This is a genomic window from Undibacterium sp. GrIS 1.2, assembly GCF_040544435.1.
In the GTDB taxonomy this organism is placed as follows: Bacteria; Pseudomonadota; Gammaproteobacteria; order Burkholderiales; family Burkholderiaceae_D; genus Undibacterium.
The window spans coordinates 1-18,161 of record NZ_JBEONP010000058.1 but is presented as its reverse complement, the minus strand read 5'-3'; the positions used below and the strand labels follow the sequence as shown (position 1 = coordinate 18,161).

General features: G+C 47.7%; 16 protein-coding genes. 6 read left to right on the top strand and 10 right to left on the bottom strand.

From position 1 onward, the window contains the following. Positions 1 to 10: 10 nt before the first annotated feature. The 5 genes from AAKU61_RS19110 to hutU form a co-directional block, all read right to left on the bottom strand. A complete protein-coding gene (locus tag AAKU61_RS19110) occupies positions 11 to 844 on the bottom strand; it encodes an AsmA family protein (RefSeq protein WP_354334827.1) in 834 nt (277 codons plus the stop codon). A 46-nt stretch (positions 845 to 890) separates the two neighbouring features. Then, on the bottom strand, positions 891 to 2,108 hold the full coding sequence (hutI, locus tag AAKU61_RS19105; protein ID WP_354334825.1) for an imidazolonepropionase: 1,218 nt from the start codon (positions 2,106 to 2,108) through the stop codon (positions 891 to 893). Between the two features lie 3 nt (positions 2,109 to 2,111). Next, positions 2,112 to 2,723 carry a HutD/Ves family protein gene (locus AAKU61_RS19100; RefSeq protein WP_354334823.1) on the bottom strand — a complete coding sequence of 204 codons (612 nt, stop codon included), beginning with the start codon at positions 2,721 to 2,723 and terminating at the stop codon, positions 2,112 to 2,114. A gap of 49 nt (positions 2,724 to 2,772) precedes the next feature. Further along, positions 2,773 to 4,314 carry a histidine ammonia-lyase gene (gene hutH / locus AAKU61_RS19095; RefSeq protein ID WP_354334821.1) on the bottom strand — a complete coding sequence of 514 codons (1,542 nt, stop codon included), beginning with the start codon at positions 4,312 to 4,314 and terminating at the stop codon, positions 2,773 to 2,775. Positions 4,315 to 4,684: 370 nt separating this feature from the next. Next, on the bottom strand, positions 4,685 to 6,385 hold the full coding sequence (hutU, locus tag AAKU61_RS19090; protein ID WP_354334819.1) for a urocanate hydratase: 1,701 nt from the start codon (positions 6,383 to 6,385) through the stop codon (positions 4,685 to 4,687). Between the two features lie 247 nt (positions 6,386 to 6,632). On the opposite strand from hutU, the gene hutC reads away from it, so the two are divergent. Together hutC and AAKU61_RS19080 are read left to right on the top strand one after the other, a co-directional pair. Further along, entirely contained in the window at positions 6,633 to 7,343 is a 711-nt protein-coding gene (gene hutC / locus AAKU61_RS19085; protein ID WP_354334817.1) for a histidine utilization transcriptional repressor HutC, read from the top strand. 151 nt (positions 7,344 to 7,494) lie between these two features. Then, positions 7,495 to 8,088, top strand: a complete 594-nt coding sequence (locus AAKU61_RS19080) for a DUF2242 domain-containing protein (protein WP_354334815.1) — start codon at positions 7,495 to 7,497, stop codon at positions 8,086 to 8,088. A gap of 107 nt (positions 8,089 to 8,195) precedes the next feature. On the opposite strand, the gene AAKU61_RS19075 is transcribed toward AAKU61_RS19080, so the two are convergent. From AAKU61_RS19075 to AAKU61_RS19065, 3 genes are all read right to left on the bottom strand, one after another. Further along, on the bottom strand, positions 8,196 to 8,597 hold the full coding sequence (locus AAKU61_RS19075) for a hypothetical protein (RefSeq protein WP_354334813.1): 402 nt from the start codon (positions 8,595 to 8,597) through the stop codon (positions 8,196 to 8,198). 182 nt (positions 8,598 to 8,779) lie between these two features. Next, positions 8,780 to 9,928 carry a patatin-like phospholipase domain-containing protein gene (locus AAKU61_RS19070; protein ID WP_354334811.1) on the bottom strand — a complete coding sequence of 383 codons (1,149 nt, stop codon included), beginning with the start codon at positions 9,926 to 9,928 and terminating at the stop codon, positions 8,780 to 8,782. A gap of 443 nt (positions 9,929 to 10,371) precedes the next feature. Beyond that, on the bottom strand, positions 10,372 to 12,063 hold the full coding sequence (locus AAKU61_RS19065; protein ID WP_354334809.1) for a M14 family zinc carboxypeptidase: 1,692 nt from the start codon (positions 12,061 to 12,063) through the stop codon (positions 10,372 to 10,374). Positions 12,064 to 12,268: 205 nt separating this feature from the next. On the opposite strand from AAKU61_RS19065, the gene AAKU61_RS19060 reads away from it, so the two are divergent. After that, a complete protein-coding gene (locus tag AAKU61_RS19060) occupies positions 12,269 to 13,369 on the top strand; it encodes a threonine aldolase family protein (protein WP_354334808.1) in 1,101 nt (366 codons plus the stop codon). Between the two features lie 258 nt (positions 13,370 to 13,627). Here AAKU61_RS19060 and AAKU61_RS19055 read toward each other — a convergent pair whose 3' ends face one another. Further along, complete coding sequence (locus AAKU61_RS19055) at positions 13,628 to 14,023, bottom strand: hypothetical protein (protein WP_354334806.1); 396 nt, start codon at positions 14,021 to 14,023, stop codon at positions 13,628 to 13,630. A gap of 140 nt (positions 14,024 to 14,163) precedes the next feature. Here AAKU61_RS19055 and AAKU61_RS19050 point away from each other — a divergent pair, with 140 nt between their 5' ends. Both AAKU61_RS19050 and AAKU61_RS19045 read left to right on the top strand, forming a co-directional pair. Next, positions 14,164 to 15,396 carry an MFS transporter gene (locus AAKU61_RS19050; RefSeq protein WP_354334804.1) on the top strand — a complete coding sequence of 411 codons (1,233 nt, stop codon included), beginning with the start codon at positions 14,164 to 14,166 and terminating at the stop codon, positions 15,394 to 15,396. A 411-nt stretch (positions 15,397 to 15,807) separates the two neighbouring features. After that, a complete protein-coding gene (locus AAKU61_RS19045) occupies positions 15,808 to 16,941 on the top strand; it encodes an ABC transporter substrate-binding protein (RefSeq protein WP_354334802.1) in 1,134 nt (377 codons plus the stop codon). Positions 16,942 to 17,076: 135 nt separating this feature from the next. Here the strand turns inward: AAKU61_RS19045 and AAKU61_RS19040 are convergent, their stop codons facing one another. Then, on the bottom strand, positions 17,077 to 17,358 hold the full coding sequence (locus AAKU61_RS19040) for a hypothetical protein (protein ID WP_354334800.1): 282 nt from the start codon (positions 17,356 to 17,358) through the stop codon (positions 17,077 to 17,079). 107 nt (positions 17,359 to 17,465) lie between these two features. On the opposite strand from AAKU61_RS19040, the gene AAKU61_RS19035 reads away from it, so the two are divergent. Further along, positions 17,466 to 18,098, top strand: a complete 633-nt coding sequence (locus AAKU61_RS19035; RefSeq protein WP_354334798.1) for a DUF2726 domain-containing protein — start codon at positions 17,466 to 17,468, stop codon at positions 18,096 to 18,098. Positions 18,099 to 18,161: the final 63 nt, after the last annotated feature.

Below are 18,161 nucleotides of genomic sequence, written 5' to 3'. Positions count from 1 at the left end.
GCAACTCTGCTTAGTTTTTCTTACGGCTAAAAGTCAAATCCAGCTTGGTAGATAATTGCGCGCTTTGTATTTTTAATGGCAAAGGGACTGGGATATAAGCAATATAGGCAGGTACATTCAGGCGATCAATATCAATCGCTAAAGTCGTGTCCAAGCTATCCACAAACGGCTTGCTACGCGCCTTTAAATCGAATGGTGTGCCATTGATTTTGGCGGACAACATCGGCTGGACGAAACTATTTACTTCTTTTGGGAAGTTGGATAAAAACGGCACTGCAATTTGCAGCTCGTCTATTTTTATGTGCTTCTCCAGTACTTTATCGTCAAAAAGAATACTACCGTTTTGCAATTGCAAGTTCGCCAGCGAAAAACGAAAAGGTGCATCGCTTTTGGGTTGCGCCGCCAGTTTATCGAGGATGTCAGAAAAATTATAGCGACCATAACCATCAGCGCTGGTGCGTACTACATGGACTTGCGGTGCAGTTAGCCTGACCTCATCGATCACCAAAGCCCGATGCCAGGCGGAACTCAGTGAGAGATTAAGTACCAGAGTTTTTAAAGACAGTGCCGGGCTGCGTTGATCCGGCTCGTACAAGCTGACATCGTTAGCCGTGAGCGCGAGCGCAAAGGGGGAGAAACGGACTTCGCCAATCGCTAGCTTGCGACCTAATTGCTGCTGAACTTGCTCGACCGCGACTCGTTTTACATAAACCGGTAACAGCAGCCAACTCAACAAGATGATCAGTGCCAGCAAGCCCACCAGACTGATGAGGATTTTACCGATACGCCCTTGCCAAGTTTTTTTGAGATGCGCCTGCAATGTCACTTTGGCTGATAAGGTCACGGTCGTTCCTTTAAATTGAATCTAATGCCATAGTTTAACTAACGATCTACTCTCCAGCAAACACAATCCCCACACAAGGATTGCCGCCGATCGCATAGGCCAGATCACCTGGCCGGTCTATTGCCCATAATGCGAAGTCTGCTGCCTTACCAATTTCTAAGGTGCCGATCTGATCTTGCAAACCCAAAGCGCGGGCGGCATGTTTGGTGACGCCTTCCAATGCCTCCAAAGGCGTTAAGCGGAATAAGGTGCAGGCCATATTCATTGCTAGCAACAAAGAGGTCATTGGTGAGGTACCCGGATTGCAGTCGGTAGAAATGGCGATGGGTACCTGCGCCTCGCGCAAACCGGCAATCGGAGGTAATTTGGTTTCTCGCAAAAAGTAGTAAGCACCGGGTAACAGCACGGCGACTGTGCCATGCTGCGCCATAGCGTTGATGCCCTCTTGCGATAAATATTCCAGATGATCGGCAGACAAGCCTTGATAGCGTGCCGTGAGCGCAGCACCGCCCTGATCTGAGAGCTGCTCGGCATGCAATTTGACTGGCAGTCCATGTCGCTGCGCCGCCTGAAATACTTTTTCAGTCTGTGCTGGCGAAAAGCCGATTTTTTCACAAAATGCATCGACTGCATCGACCAGACCTTCCGCCACTAGGGCTGGTAGCATCTGCTCGCAAACCAAGTCCAAGTAATCATCAGCACGACCTGCATACTCGGGAGGCAAGGCATGCGCGCCGAGAAAAGTCGTTTTGATCCGTACCGGAAAATCTTGTGCGAATTGTCTGGCAACCCGCAACATCTTGGCCTCTGTTTCAACATCCAGACCGTAGCCCGATTTGATCTCCAGCGTAGTGACGCCTTCTTTTAATAAATTACGTACTCTGGGCAAACTGGCTTGCATTAATTGCTGTGGACTAGCGGCGCGGGTCGCACGCACCGTGGAAAGAATACCGCCACCTTGTCTGGCGATGTCTCCATAGGCGACGCCGTTTAAACGCGCCTCAAATTCATCGCTGCGATTGCCTGCATAGACGATGTGGGTATGACAGTCAATCAGACCAGGTGTCAGCCAGCAGCCTTGTCCGTCGTGTGACATGCTCGCTTGGGAATTCGCTTGACACTCAGCAAGCAAATCAGCAGGTAAATCGATACGTTTACCCAGCCAGACAATCTTGCCATCCTTCGCCACAATTGCAGCATCGCGGATTTCGCCATAACCATCCTGCATGGTCGCCAGATGGACATTGGTCCAGAGAGTCAGCATGGTTCAGGCTCCGGCGTGGTTTAAAAAACTAATGCGCATCAGATAGAGCACGCTGCCCTCTTGCGCCTGCACGACTAATCGCACACCGGCGTGTTTATGATCTTCTTCCAGCAAAATTAAATCTGCTTCGCTGACATCCATCACTTTATTCAAGACTGCCTGTCCCTGTGCACAGTAGATCAATACCTGTTGCGCATTTTGTGCCACAACATAATGCTCGCCGGCCTCTAGCCGTTGCATAAAATGAGTACAGACATCGCGCCGGGTCATCAGATTAAGATCCCATACCGGACCATCTAGCAATTCAGCACGGATGGATGTCTCGCCAGAAAATTGATGTGGCATGCTGTCGCGGGTCAAGGTAACACTGGAAGGTGTATCAGTTCCCTCTTCATCTCCATGCAAGATCATACCTGCACCAGACAAAATCGCCAGCGTCCGATCAATCTGTGCAAAGTGCGAAAACGCGCCGTCACTGCTGACTAAGGCCGTACTAATGCGCCAGACAAAATGGTCCAGGCTTGCACCCTCAGGAAAAACTGCCAGCTCAGTCGTGCTGCCGCCACCGTTTTTCCAGGGCATGGTTTTATAGTCTTGCTGGCTCCATTTACGCATGATGTGTTGGCGCTATGTGTTTGAGTGTGTGTTGAATATAAGAGCTGTTTTACGAATAAAGATGGGTGTACAAGTGCTGACATTGTGCGCTCAATTCGCCATCCAGCACCATCTGTTTTGCTGCTGCAATATCTGGTGCGAAGAAGCGATCCTTGTCATAAAACGCGACCTTGCGGCGTAGCGCATGATGTACTGTCGCCAGACTCGCTGAGGTCTCCAGCGGCTGATGAAAATCAACGCCTTGCGCTGCGGCTAATAATTCTATACCGACTATAGTGGCAGTATTGTGTGCCATCTCATGCAGACGTCGGCCAGCGAAGGTCGCCATACTGACATGATCTTCCTGATTGGCCGACGTCGGAATCGTATCAACGCTGGCTGGATGTGCATGGGATTTATTCTCTGAGGCCAACGCCGCTGCTGTCACATGTGCGATCATAAAGCCAGAATTGAGCCCGGAATTTGGCACCAGAAATGGCGGCAAACCTGACAAACTTGCATCAATCAGCAAGGCAATGCGGCGCTCGGAAATAGAACCAATTTCTGCAATCGCCAATGCCAGCGTATCTGCTGCGAAGGCCACCGGCTCTGCATGGAAGTTGCCGCCGGAGATGACTTCACCCGTATCCAAAAACACCAGCGGATTGTCGGTCACGGCATTGGCTTCAATTAATAAAGTACGGGCTGCGTTATTGATAATGTCCAGACAGGCGCCCATGACTTGTGGCTGGCAACGCAGGCAATACGGATCTTGTACACGTTCGTCATTGACCAGATGCGAGCGGCGGATTTCGCTCCCCTCCAACAATTCACGATAAATTTTGGCGGTAGCGATCTGACCAGGTTGTCCGCGCACTGCATGAATACGCGGATCAAACGGCGCGTCACTGCCTTTGGCGGCATCAACCGACAATGCTCCGGTAATCGTTGCGGCTTCCAGCAAGCGCTCAGCGAGAAACAAACCATTGAGCGCCAATGCAGTGGAAACTTGGGTGCCGTTAATCAGCGCCAGACCTTCTTTAGCAGCCAGTACGACCGCTGTGATTCCGGCATTTTCTAACGCCAGTTTTGCCGGGACTAATCGCCCATTTACACGTACTTCGCCCTCGCCCATCAAGGCCAGCGTCATATGCGATAAAGGCGCCAGATCGCCGGATGCGCCGACCGATCCTTTGACCGGAATTGCGGGCATGATGCCTGCATTGTACAGAGCGATCATGGTATCGATGACGCTGGCACGGATACCAGAAAATCCTCGCGCCAGGCTGGCGATTTTCATCAACAAAATCAAGCGCACAACCTCATCAGCGATCAATTCACCAGAGCCGACTGAGTGCGACAGTATCAGATTTTTTTGCAGTAATTCTAATTGCTCATCGGGGATGCGCGTCTTGGCGAGTTTGCCAAATCCGGTATTGATACCATATGCCGCGTCGCCCTTTTTGACGATACTCTGGATCGTTGCGGAGGACGCGTTGATCGCCTCATAGGCACTGACATCCAACTCCAGCGGCAAAGCAGTGCGCCAGATCGCGCGCAAGTCGGACAGACTCATTTGGCCCGGGCGAATGATGAAAGTGTTGGTGTTCATGTTTGTCCTTTTTTAAATTATTCTTGGCAGTTTTAAAATGTGCTGAAATGTGCTGTTTGGTATTTTGCTGGGATAAAACATTGATTCGTTGGAGGTAGAAGCATTCAATTTTGAGTCAATCTCAATATACTCCCCACCAATCACTAGCAAATATGCCTTAATGTCCAATTATTCTCTGGACGCTTAAAATATACTTACCACCAGTATTATTAATGCAATCAAATCTACGGCAATCATCCCCTCTCCCACAAGCGGAAGAGAGAGTTTTGATCTGCTCATTTTTATCGACTTACGGTCTCGGTTTGCTGCATTAACTTACGGTCTCGGTTGGCTGCGTCAACTTATTGCCCCAACTCACTATCTCAACTCATTACTTTGAGTTATTAATCATGGGTAAATTCAAGCCATTACGCTCAGCGCAGGCAACTGCTTGCGGATAACCTGCATCCGCATGACGCATCACACCCGAACCACAATCGTTGACCAAGACGCGCGCGAGACGTTTTGCTGCTGCATCCGTGCCATCCGCCACAATCACCATGCCGGAATGTTGGGAGTAACCCATACCAACGCCACCGCCGTGATGCAAGGACACCCAGCTCGCGCCACCTGCCGTATTTAACAAGGCATTGAGCAAAGGCCAGTCGGAGACAGCATCGGTACCGTCCATCATCGATTCCGTCTCGCGATTAGGGCTAGCAACAGAACCGGTATCGAGGTGATCACGACCGATGACGATTGGCGCTTTTAACTCGCCATTTTTAACCATCTCGTTAAACGCCAAGCCAGCGATATGGCGCTCACCCAGACCTAGCCAGCAGATACGTGCTGGCAAACCCTGGAAGGCAATTCGTTCGCCCGCCATGTCCAGCCATTTATGCACGCCTTTATTCTCTGGGAAGAGTTCTTTAATCTTGGCATCGGTTTTACGGATATCTTCCGGATCGCCCGATAAAGCGACCCAGCGGAATGGCCCTTTGCCATCGCAGAACAGAGGACGGATATAGGCAGGTACAAAGCCGGGGAAATCGAAAGCATTCTTCACGCCGGTATCAAACGCGACCTGACGGATGTTATTGCCGTAATCCACCGTCGCAATACCCATCGCATGGAAATCCAGCATGGCCTGCACATGCACCGCACAAGCCTGTGCTGCATCGGCAGTCAGTTTGGCGTGCTGGCTCTGATCGGACTGTGCCACCTTCCATTGTTCAACCGTCCATCCGATCGGCAGATACCCGTTGATCAGATCGTGCGCTGATGTTTGATCGGTGACCAGATCAGGCTTCATGCCGCCGGCTTTGGCGCGTCTAACCAGTTCTGGCAAGACTTCTGCTGCATTTCCAAGCAAGGCGATTGATACCGCTTCTTTGCGGTCGCAATGGTGTTTGATCAGTGCTAAGGCATCGTCCAGATCTTTGGCTTGCTTGTCGACGTAGCGGGTACGCAAACGGAAGTCGATACTAGATTGCTGGCACTCAATATTTAAAGAAACAGCGCCGGCAAAGCTAGCCGCCAGTGGCTGCGCGCCGCCCATACCGCCTAAACCTGCTGTCAAAATCCAGCGCCCGCCCCAGTCACCGCCAAAATGCTGGCGCCCTGCTTCGGCAAAGGTTTCATAGGTGCCTTGCACGATGCCTTGAGTGCCGATATAAATCCAGCTACCTGCTGTCATCTGACCGTACATGAACAGACCTTTGCGGTCGAGTTCGTTGAAATGTTCCCAGTTAGCCCACTTGGGCACCAGATTGGAATTGGCGATCAACACTCTGGGCGCATCCTCGTTGGTTTTGAACACGCCGACCGGCTTACCAGATTGAATCAATAAGGTTTCGTCCTCGCCCAACTCTTTTAGTGAGGCCAGAATCTGATCAAAACACTCCCAATTACGGGCGGCACGACCAATCCCGCCATACACAACCAAATGCTTAGGATTCTCGGCAACCTCGGGGTCCAGATTGTTCTGGAGCATGCGATAAGCGGCTTCGGCCACCCAGGTTTTACAGGTTTTTTCAGCACCGCGTGGTGCACGGATTTCGCGGCTTTCGTCCCAGCGTGGATCGTTGTTCATGATGTATTCCATCCTATTTCGGTAGTGTTGGCTGGCGCAAAGTCAAACTCAGTCAAATTAACTAAACTAACTCAAGCTAACTCAATATATACGTTCAACGCGCTTCTAAAAACCAGATGATGACCAGTCTTTGAAATAAGTTTAAGTTGTATATACAACTTTTGCAACTGGATTTTTGTATGAGACAATATGCAAGATTATATTTTTATGTTTTTTCAATGCCACCACCTTAGTTACAAGGAATCCTGTGTCAAACCAACAAGAAAACGCACCTGTGTTCCAACGTATCAAGGATTATTTACTAAAAGAAATTCAGTCCGGCACATGGAAAGAAGGTGATGCGATTCCGTCCGAAACTGCGCTAGCAGAGCAGTTCAGCGTATCCCGCATGACGGTCAACCGGGCTGTGCGAGAGTTGACCAGTGAACAAATCCTGACACGCATCCAAGGCTCAGGCACCTATGTCGCGCAGCATAAATATCAGGCAACCTTAGTAGAGATTAAAAGTATTGCGGAAGAAGTCAGAGCGCGCGGTCACGTGCATCGCAGTCAATTGCATGAGCTAGTCGCGGTGGCTGCAAGTGACATACTGGCGCAACAATTTAAGGTGAAAATAGGACATCCGCTTTTCCATTCGGTCATCGTACATTTTGAGAATGATATTGCGATTCAGGTAGAAGACCGCTGGGTCAATTCGGATATTGCACCTGACTATCTGGAACAACATTTTATGACCATGACACCGAATGAATATCTGATGGTGGTAGCGCCCCTAGAAAGTGTCAGCTACCGTATTGAAGCGTTGTTACCGTCTAAACAAATCGCGACGATGTTAAATATCACCAGCAAGGAACCATGTTTGCTATTACACCGTCAAACAATATCCAAGGCCAAAATCGCCACGATAGTCACGATGTGGCATCCGGGCCAACGTTATCAGTTTGCAGGTAGTTTTTAACGTAATCCTTTGCTGACTAAACTCAGCAAGCAAACTAGGCTGAACAAACCAATTGAACAATATAGAACCGATGCGCTTTTTCTCCTTTCCCCGTTTTGTCTCCTCTGCTAACTCGCTGAATAAGTAAATCACACTAGCGCGGCTGGCAGCATTGTTACTCGTCACGACACTCGCGGGCTGCGGCAGTTTTGGGAGCAATCTCGGCAATAGTAAAGTCGCTCTCAAAGAAGAAGAATTTGGCTCTGCCGATGTCTTCACCCATAGTTTTCCCGGATCGGAAAAAACGGCTTGCGAAGCCGCCCGCCGCGCTTTGCTCAGCCAGGGTTATGTCATCAGCGAATCTAAAACCGCCTTCGTCAGAGGCCGCAGAAAATTCCAACACGATAGTGATATTCACGCCGAGATTGAATTTACGGTAGTCTGCGCCGCCGACAGCAAAGGCAGCAACAGCACCACCGTTTTTGCCAATGCGGTACGCGACCGTTACTCGCTAAAAAAGAGCAGCAACTCCGCCAGCATCGGGGTCGGTGCACTGGGCTCGGTATCGTTGCCATTTGGCGCCAGTGACGATTCTCTGGTCAAAGTCGCTAGCGAAACGATACCAACCGGTGATTTTTACGATAAATTTTTTAAATTAGCAGAACGCTATATGGATGACTCTTCGGTTGAAACCGATAAGGATGAGGATAAAAAAGAGTCGCCAGCCTCTTCTGACAATAAGAAATTGACTACGCCAAATCAGTAAGCCAAGGTTGTCACTGTTCTATAGTGAGCGACAATAAAAAAAGCGATGCAGATTTTTCTGCATCGCTTTTTTACTAATACAAACCCGATACAAACTAAGCGAACAAATTACTTCGTAGTTTTATCTTTACGAACACCAGCTGCTGTTGCAGGCAGGTATTTCAAAGGATCGTTCATACCGACGATATACGCCGTTGCGATAGTACGTGGCTTCATGCAAGTCGCGCTCAACACTTTAGAATCTGCTGAGATATCATTAGTGCAAATCGTCAGATCCTTGACTGTGTCTAAAGAAATACCAGCAGCCGCAGCAACCGCGACCACTGCACCAGCACCAGCACCATTTGCGACCAAGGTATCAACCGTGGCTTGCAAATCTTTAGTGCTTGTCAGCGCAGTAAAAATACCATCAACTGAAGTATCCACTACTGTATTCGCTGCTGATGCAACTGAAACAAACCCTGAAACCAACAACATACCGACAACTGCCTTTGAGACAAATTTTTTCATGGCGACTCCTGTAATGATTGAAAGCCTGGCGAGGCTGTTTTGATTCTAATTAAGTTTGGATCAAATTAAAAGGACAGAGTTGTATCCATGCGGCAATTAACTCTTTGATTAACAACAGTTTGTTCAATTTATAAAACAAACTGTGCATCAATCGACAACTTTTAGAGGTTTTACACCTGATTTCAAACCCCTTGCGGACTATTGTAACGATTAGCGTTGCGGATAGGCTCTTTGGAATTAGCCGAGGTTTTAGCAAATGCCTCTTTAGCGCGTTGATAACCGTATTGCCACTGCGCTTCAATATATTGCACATAAGTGTCATAGCTATCGGGCATGATCAGGCTAACCCGGTTACGCCTGAAAGCCAGCTTCTTTTGCACCTGTTCGCGTGCTAGTGCAATGCTGATATCTGAGCTGTCAATCCAGGTATCCGCAAATTGATGATGGACGTACCGTAAGCGCTGATTGCCGTTAATGCCCAACACCGCACGCAAAGCAGGAATCGCAAAGGTCTGATCAAACGACTCTTTAAATTCCATCGTGACCTCATGCGCCAGCCGTCGGGCTATTTCGATGGGAAATAAATCAAGCACGCCACCGATATAGTGTTCCATCTGCCCGGTAGCCGGACGACGATAGCTGTGACAACGGAAATAAAACATGTCAGATACCGAAATTCGCACCGCCTCTGCCAAAGGCATATCGACATCAATCAACAGTTGTGGCGCAATCGCATGATTCCCCCACATCGGAGCGCTGAATGGCGATTGAATACCTTGCAATAGTGTGGCTGTTCGCTGATCGCAAAAAACGGTTTCTTCAAATAATTTACGATGGCCACGCGGCTGCCCCACTTCTTCCGGCTGGTATAACAGCTTGCCGCCGATAATCGCAACCGCTGGTGCCCCAGCAGCTTGACTTGGACTTACAGTTGGCAATGGCAAATTAGGCGGTATCTCAAACATATAATCTTGAAATACATCCGGTATCTTGGGCGTATTTTTCGAAGACAATTTGCGCTTAATCGCCTGAATCAAAGAGCGATGAATCGCCGCTTGCGATGTCGATTGCAGACTCGCCCAAAACTGATACATCTCATGCGAACTAAGCCATGCCTTGCGCTGTTCATCATCCGGCAAAGCCTGGATCAGTGCCGCCGCAATCGCTGCGCCGCAACTGGCTAATAACAGATCAGGTGTTTTCCCGGCATCACGCGCTGCGGCATACATGCCAAGATAAATGCCAAAACGAAAGCCACCGCCAGCCATGACCATGCAGCGTTGATATTGAGGAAGTTGAGTAGAAATAGGGGGATTTGTGCTTGAATTCATCGCAACAAAATACCACAACAACGATGAAGGATTAAACAGAAATTGCGTTTTGCTGTTGCAACGGCGCATTCAAACGTGTAGCCAAACAACAGCTTGATCGTGTACTGATTTAGTACCTGTTTAGACTAAGTAATTAGGCTCACTTGGTTGACTAACTAAGTTGAGTAGCTAAGTTGAGTAGCCAAGTGAAAAACTGAGTGCCGTAAAAAACCCGTTCAGCGAACATGCACAAAGCGCAAAAAGCAATCTCGCTTACTTTGTACTCGATACGTTTCTATAATTATTTTTTCTTTTTAGCAGAAATTCCATCTAGTCAAAAATAGAGATAATTTTATATACTCCCCATAATTTTTACCAAAATAGCCTTATAGACCAATAATTACCTGGACAATTAAATATACTAATAAGGAGTATCCATAAACCGTCTATAGAAAAAGAGGGGCTTAAGCAAATATCGCCAGCACCGGATAACGACGCCACTCTGGTTCAGCATACCGCTGGCAATGCGTAAAAATAAAACTCAGCACGGCATTCTGGTCACTCAATAATTGGGGCTGATCTGCTTTCCATGTAGCGAATTGCGCAGCCAGTGCTGGCTCCTCACGGAGTAATTCTTCTGCCAGGTCTTCAAATACGTAATCGGAGAACGCTTCTTTCTTCTCTAATACGCTATTAAAAAATCCCCAACGGAAAAAGCTGTCATGTGCCTGTGGCTCCAAGGTTTCGACCGCATACCGCGCTTGGTCCTGATCCAGCGTAATCCAGATATCACCCGCCTTGATCTGATGGGTGCCAGTCTGTGTGCTCAGCTCCATGTCGTCATGAAATAAATGACCTTCATAGGCATGTGGGCGCGATGTAACTGAACGAATTTGGTAGGTCTGTGCCTGCACAATGCGGTCACCGGCAATTCGCTCGATCTTGACGCCATTCCACTGCAAGCGCTCAATCGCAGCGCGCCATTGCTGGGGTACGACATAGGCGATCGGCGCAGGGACTACGACTTCTGGTTTGAAATGATTGTAGTATGGAATATCCTTTTCCCATGCTTGATGTTTGTCGTAGTACAAACGACTGTAGTCGCCTACTGCACTGGGCTTGTAGCAAGCCTCGTAGCCTTTAAAACGAACCGTCGAAACATGCTCGTCATCCCGGCGCCATTGCACGGGCCAATGGGTGCGGGTTTTTCCCTGCTGTTTGGCGGCTTTCCGCAATTGCTGGATTTGTTCAGCATGCTTGATCGTGAACTCCAACGCGACCTCGACCAGCGCGCGCATGGATGCGTAGCGATCGGCGAAGGGTTTTAGCATATGCGTTTCTGGCATAAAACCGATGGTGTGATGCAAAGCGGCGTAGCCCGTAGAGAATCGCGCAGTTTCTAAAAACTCTTCTATCCCTTGATCGGGACTGTCTTTGATCGGATTCACATAAGGACAAGTCGGCCAGCCGCGTTGCGCCATATCTGCAAACATCACCGGCAGCATCTGCTCGCGCAAAAACTGCCCCAGATCACCGCCGAGTTTATCTGTTTGGGTATGGATCAAGGTCATCGTGTAAGGATAATCTGCCCCGTTGGAGGTGTGTGTATCCACCATCACGTCTGGATCCCAGGCAGTAAAAAACTGATTAAAAACTTGCGCGTTCAAGCTATCGCACTTAATGAAATCACGATTTAAATCCAGATGCAGACTATTCCCGCGGAATCCGAACAACTCGGGACCGTCTTGATTCACCCGCGATGTATTTTGTCGGTTGTGACAGCCATCCACGTTATAAATCGGAATAAAAATAAACGCGGTACGACCTAGTTGTGCCAACCGCTCTGGCATCACACACCAGTCGCGCACCAGCGCCATACAGGCATCAATACCTTCGGGCTCACCAGGGTGTATGCCGTTATTATTAAAAAATACCGGACGCTGTTCACCTTTGATTTGCTCGCGATCAAATACGCCATCCGCAGTCACCACACCAGCATGAATAGGCACACCGGCATCCGAGACACCAATCTGACTGAAGTGCAAGACATGAGGGAAAGCCGATGCCAGCTTTTGATAAAAGCCAATGCACTGATCCCAGGTCGTCGTTTGGTTTTGATTACCGAGTTCGTAAGGTGTTTGCAGGTCTGTTGACATAGTTAGCGTCCAAGGTGAAGAAGATATCCAAGGTATGCAGCACGCATCCCGTGATCATCGATTGAATACGTTAGCAAAAATAATTACCGTGATTTTGCCTGAATTAGACTGGTAGCGAGCGATATTATCTTGGTACACAGGCAAATCTCGCACAGTCACGAATCACGTAAAATACACCAACCCACAACGCCCCAGGAGCCTCATCTTGACCAACGCCGAAATCGCCGCCTTACGCCTGAGCTGTCACACCATCCTCCCCGGTCACCGTCAACTACCGCCAGCGGGACAGTTTGCCGCCATGGCGCAATGGTGCGAAGCCAACCATGTCTTGCATGACACTTATGGTGAGGGTGAATTAGTCCAACACTTTGAACAAAAAATCGCTCAGCTATTAGGTAAAGAAGCCGCCTTATTTTGCATTACCGGCACCATGACGCAGGTCACCACCTTGCGACTCGCTTGTGCCGAACGTGGCAGCAATTTGGTGGGGTTACATCCAAGTTCACATATTTTTATCCATGAAAACAGCAATCATGAATTGCTTGGCCATTTTAACGCCCTCAGAATCGGCAATCCACATCGCCCCTGGACAGTAGACGATCTCAAGGCGATACCAGAAAAAATTGGTGCCGTTCAATACGAATTACCCATGCGAGAAATCGGCGGGCAACTCCCTAGCTGGCAACAACTTCAGGACATCAAGTCCTACTGCCAGCAAGAGAATATTCATCTACACATGGACGGCGCCCGCTTGTGGGAAGCACAAAGCGGATTTGCTAAGCCTTTGCACGAGATCGCCGAGGGTTTTGATTCTGTGTATGTCTCGTTTTACAAAGGCATAGGCGGTCTCGGCGGCGCGATGCTAGTAGGCAGTAAATCACTGATCGATCAGGCACGGGTCTGGATGCAAAGACAAGGCGGCAACGTATTCCGCCGCTCGCCTTATGTCGTCGCAGCAGCGATGCAATTTGATCAGCGTCTGGCCGATATGCCCGCCCTATTCCAACGCACAAAATGGCTATATCGGCTGCTGACAGACTATCTGCAATTAAAAGCCAATCCAACGCAGCCTCAATCTAATATGTTGCACCTATACTTACCCGTCAATAAAGAGCGCGCCACCGATATCCGCAACCAGATCGCGCGCGAACATGGCATCTGGTTATTCGGCAATGCCGTGCACACGGCACTGCCAGAACAATGCATGTTTGAATGGTATGTCGGCGATCAATTGTTAGTGATGAAGGACATTGATGTGAAGAACGCGCTTACGTTATTTGTAGAGAAAATTTTGGAAAAGCTTTGATGGGAATTTATAAAAACTCTTGAGTCGACCTACAACATTGCGCATAAAGCTATTTTTCTTACCAATCCTGCTTGAGACACGCGGGAATGACATGCTTAGAATTTGCATTGTTACTAATGGCCTTCGTTATGAATAAAAGATTTTAAAAAAATTTCTGATTTAGATGTCCAATATAAACAAGGCTTACAGAGCAAAAATGGCTTGTAAGCCTTATTTCATAAGGATACTCATTAAAAAATTTTAAATATTCCTATTACATTAGGTTGATATCTGAGAATTATCGTTTTTTTTTCCCACTAAATAAATCAAAAACAAAATCACAAAGACGCCATCCAATACAATCACAGGCTGCATCGGCTTTAGGGCAGGATCATTCAGACTCATCAGCAAAACACCAACCAGGCAGATTTTTTCTATCGTGACGGCGACAATGACTGGGGTACGACACTCAGGGTGGCTGGCGGAATAAATCAATAAGCCGCCAAGGCAAGCGACTAACAGACCCCAATGACGGGCGAATAATATGCCTGCGCTATCGGTTACCACTAATTTTTGTGCCTGCAATAGGGGCAAGGGTGCGATAAACTGTAGGCCTACCAGCAGCATGATGCCGCCAGCGATGTAGAGGATGAGTTTGATGTGGCGCTGAATCATGTTGTCTCCTGTTGGTATTTCGTTTTATTTTATTTCGTTTTTTGTTCTGGTCAACAGATAATCTATTTGGCCTAGACTGTCAAACTCTGCTTTATGTGCACTGCGTCAAGTCAGTCACATAAACGACTTTATTGAAGCTCATGCAAACCAAGCCGTTTAATTCTGTTTTTAATTCCTATCTGATTTATGTCGGCGTAGCGCTGGCCTCTGCTGGTGTGGCGCTCTACACGCCGCTGATTGTGTCGGAGACCGGTAAGTCTTTTTCTGGCACCTGGGCGGCTTCTATTTTATTTGGCTTGAATTTGGGCCGCGTAATCGGCTCGTATTTGGGTAGCCGCTATCCCAAGCTGGCGAATCATCCATTTTCTGTCACAGGCAATATTTTGCTGGAAGGTTTTGCCTTGTATTGCATGGCGTATTTGCATCAGGCCTGGGCTTTGGCCTTGTTTGCGGTATTGGCAGGATTGGGAAGCGGTTTGTCTTTTCCCGGCCTGAAAAATTATTTATTGAAATTAAAAGAATTAGATCAATCTTCTTTATTCAGTCGCCTGGCCTTTGCGATACGCATGGGCTTGGTGCTGGGATATCTGATGGCGGGCTGGGTGCCGGTGCATAGCCTGAAAATAGTGTTCTTGATTGTATTGATCACGTTTATCGCTTACGCCGTTTTTATGTTGTATGCCATGCGCGCGATTGCCGGGCATGAGACGGACTACCTAGCTACCCTGGCAGTCAAACAAGCAGCATCGGCGGCGGCGAACAGTCAAGCAGAATCAGCGGCGTCACTTGCTCCTTCTAAAAAATTGCCGCGCCTGTTTATGGTGTCGAATGCGGTGTTCTGGTGCTTTGCGGTCCAGCCTATGATTGGCTTTAGTCTGCACATCCCCAAGTTTACGCCGGATATCCCCGTCTCTACCCCGTTCTGGTTGGCAGCGTTAGTCATTATCTTTTTCCAGATACCGGTGTCTAAGCGTGCGGTGCGGATACGCGACCATTTCCGCTTCTTACAGATTGGCTACAGCTGTCTGTTTGCGAGTTTTGCGTTGATGGTGGTCGCAGGAGGCCACAGCAGCGCGGTGATTGTCTCTGCGATTTTGCTCTCGTTTGGGCAAGTGTTTTATGGTCCGTCGTTTGACGTTCTTATTGCAAGACATTCAACAAGATCGTCGGAAGATACCGGCAAATTGATGTCGCAACAGATTTTTTATCAAAGCACAGGGACAATGATCGGCAGCCTCGCGGGCGGTGTGCTGTTTGATCTTGCCCAAACCATGCAGATGCCTATACTGAACTGGCTATTACTCGGCATAGGTAGTTTGGGAATGATAATCTTAAGCCGTAAAAAAATTCCTGATCTGTATCGTCGCTCTTAAAGCTGTGATTCTTAGAGCTGCGATTCTTAAAGCTGTGATTCTTAGAGCTGCCATCAGTCAATCAACAAACGCCCAGAAAAAAAACTAAGCTGCTCGCAGAAAACAAAAAGAACTTTTCTCTATTTGGATAGGTCAAACGGCATAATTTCAATATACTCCCCAATATTTTTAAAAAATAATGCCGATTGCCCAGCAATCTTCTGGACAACCTAAATATACCTACCTCCAGTATTTATTTCAACCGAATTACACATCGACTTAATACATCTGATTAAACCGCTAACCTGATCACTATGGCTAAGCCAGAGTAATTGAAAACAGATCAAATAGTTGCCCAAAAGCATTTTTACGCCTAGTATGAAGCAGCTATTCACTAGGCTCCCGTCCACATCAGCATATCAATACAGCATTATGAAAACAAAAAATCTCCTTCTCGGTACATTGTCCTTGCTCTTTTGCATCCATTCCTACGCAGAGACAGGCGTAACCAGCAAGGCAATTCTGGTCGGCCAATCCGCAGCTTTATCAGGACCAGCGCAACAGCTAGGGACAGAGATGCGCGACGGCGCGCTAGCCTACTTCGATCATGTCAACGCACAAGGCGGCGTTGCAGGCCGGCAGATCGTGTTAAAAACACTAGATGATGGTTATGAGGCCGACAGAGCAAGCGCAAACACAAAAGAGCTAATCGATAAACATGATGTTTTCTCCTTGTTTGGTTATGTAGGCACGCCGACTTCCAATGCAGCTTTGCCCTTAGTTGCCAAAGAAGGGATTCCTTTCTTTGCACCATTTACTGGTGCTGAGTCTTTGCGTGAGCCGTTTAATCGCAACGTCTTTAATATCCGCGCTAGCTATTTTGAAGAAACCGAAAAAATCGTCCAACATATAACGACATTGTCGATGAGCAGAATTGCTGTGTTTTATCAAAACGATGCTTACGGCAAAGCCGGCCTAGAGGGCGTTACAAAAGCATTAAATAAACGTCATATCGAGGTCATCGGCATTGCTACCGTTGAGAGAAATAGTGTTGATGTGGCGCCAGCGGTTGCCAAAATAAAACAAGTAAAACCTCAGGCAGTAATTATGATCTCTGCCTATAAATCCTGTGCCGCGTTCATCAAAGAAATGGTGAAAGATCCGGTTGGCGCGCCTATTTTCTGGAATATTTCCTTTGTCGGCAGTCAAGCCCTATCTAAAGAGTTGGGCAGCGAAGGACGCGGCGTTATGATCTCGCAAGTAGTTCCAGCGCCTTGGGAAGAAATCAATCCTTTGATTAAAGAGTATAAAACCCTGTACGCCAACAAGCCTGGCAGAGAGCCGGGTTACGTTAGCCTGGAAGGATTTATCGCGGCCAAAGTCTTTGTAGAGGGTTTAAAACGTGCTGGCAGCAGCCTGACTCGCGATAGCTTTATCAAAGCAATGGAATCGATGGGAGCTTATGATGCAGGCGGATTTTCAGTGAAATTCAGCCCGACTAACCATAACGCATCTCATTTTGTCGAATTAACCGTCATTGGAAAAGACGGAAAATTTATGAAGTAACTTTAGTTTTGAACTCTGTAGTAACTGGTAGCAGATTCCTGCTGCCATTATTTTTTTCTCGCTGATAGTGAACTAGCAAGCCAGCAGACTTGGCGGGACGGACATGTTTTCAAATCGACCGCCCCTAGACTTAAGTTATGGCATGCTAAAAATAGCGTCGCACCCTTCTCTGGTCTCCTCAATGCCATCAAGTTCATCGTTCATTTCCAGATCAAATAATTCTTCAATCGCATTCATATAGCTATTGACGCGAGTGGCACCGATGAGGCGATAAATATCACCTGCTTCGTTGCGAATGCCGATGATCATTTTTTCTTCTTTGACAATATCCACGCTGACTTGCGTCAGCAAAATATTACCGATGATTTGTTTATCAATTTTGGCAACAGCTTTGCCTGGGATTAATGCAGTTTTCAAGTTGGCTCCTGTGATCGTAAGCGAATGATAACGACTTTATCAGCGTTTATCTCTAAGAACATGTTAGCATTTGACTATGCATATAAATAACACAATATTTTTATCTCATGACCAATTTCTTTTTTACCCAGCCAATTCTTTATCTCACTCTGTTTTTTTGTGCATTTTTGATCATTTTAGTCTTTTTAAAAACATCGAAAAGCAAGCCTAAAAAACGGCGCTCCAATTACAAACAAGTACCGCTGATGACACCGAATGAAATCGAATTTTTTGGCCGGCTTTGTCGCTCCTTGCCAGGGGTGCATGTATTCCCTCAAGTCGCTATGGCGGCCTTAATTACGCCCGTCGACAGTTTTCAAGAAAATCGATACGCCTATTGGAAAATCAATGAAAAGCGCGTTGATTACGCGATTTATAGCCGCAACATGAATCTGATTTGCATCGTCGAACTAGATGACCGTATGCATAATCCAGAAAAAGACAGAGAGCGCGATCAACTGACAAAAAGTGCCAATGTCGCAACATTGCGCTGGCAGTCAAAAGCAAAACCGTCTGAACTGGAGATTTTTCAAACAGTTAACCAGTTACCGCATATGCTGAATAATCCAATTTTGCCTATGGCACGTAAACCGCGAACTCCCGCCAAGTCCCGCTATCCGTCATTGCATTCCAGACACAATTCACCGCAAACTGAAAATCTGGTAACGCAAGAGCTTCTTGCAAAATACCCAAACCAGTAAAGTCGAGCATGGGTGTGGCCACTGTTGCGATTGGTTTTCTTGTTTGAAGCGGCACATGTGACA

Coding starts and splice junctions, on each gene's coding strand:
- hutI (WP_354334825.1), bottom strand. CDS start 2,108: ATGCTGACTCTCTGGACCAATGTCCATCTGGCGACCATGCAGGATGGT.
- AAKU61_RS19100 (WP_354334823.1), bottom strand. CDS start 2,723: ATGCGTAAATGGAGCCAGCAAGACTATAAAACCATGCCCTGGAAAAAC.
- hutH (WP_354334821.1), bottom strand. CDS start 4,314: ATGAACACCAACACTTTCATCATTCGCCCGGGCCAAATGAGTCTGTCC.
- hutU (WP_354334819.1), bottom strand. CDS start 6,385: ATGAACAACGATCCACGCTGGGACGAAAGCCGCGAAATCCGTGCACCA.
- AAKU61_RS19075 (WP_354334813.1), bottom strand. CDS start 8,597: ATGAAAAAATTTGTCTCAAAGGCAGTTGTCGGTATGTTGTTGGTTTCA.
- AAKU61_RS19070 (WP_354334811.1), bottom strand. CDS start 9,928: ATGAATTCAAGCACAAATCCCCCTATTTCTACTCAACTTCCTCAATAT.
- AAKU61_RS19065 (WP_354334809.1), bottom strand. CDS start 12,063: ATGTCAACAGACCTGCAAACACCTTACGAACTCGGTAATCAAAACCAA.
- AAKU61_RS19055 (WP_354334806.1), bottom strand. CDS start 14,023: ATGATTCAGCGCCACATCAAACTCATCCTCTACATCGCTGGCGGCATC.
- AAKU61_RS19050 (WP_354334804.1), top strand. CDS start 14,164: ATGCAAACCAAGCCGTTTAATTCTGTTTTTAATTCCTATCTGATTTAT.
- AAKU61_RS19045 (WP_354334802.1), top strand. CDS start 15,808: ATGAAAACAAAAAATCTCCTTCTCGGTACATTGTCCTTGCTCTTTTGC.
- AAKU61_RS19035 (WP_354334798.1), top strand. CDS start 17,466: ATGACCAATTTCTTTTTTACCCAGCCAATTCTTTATCTCACTCTGTTT.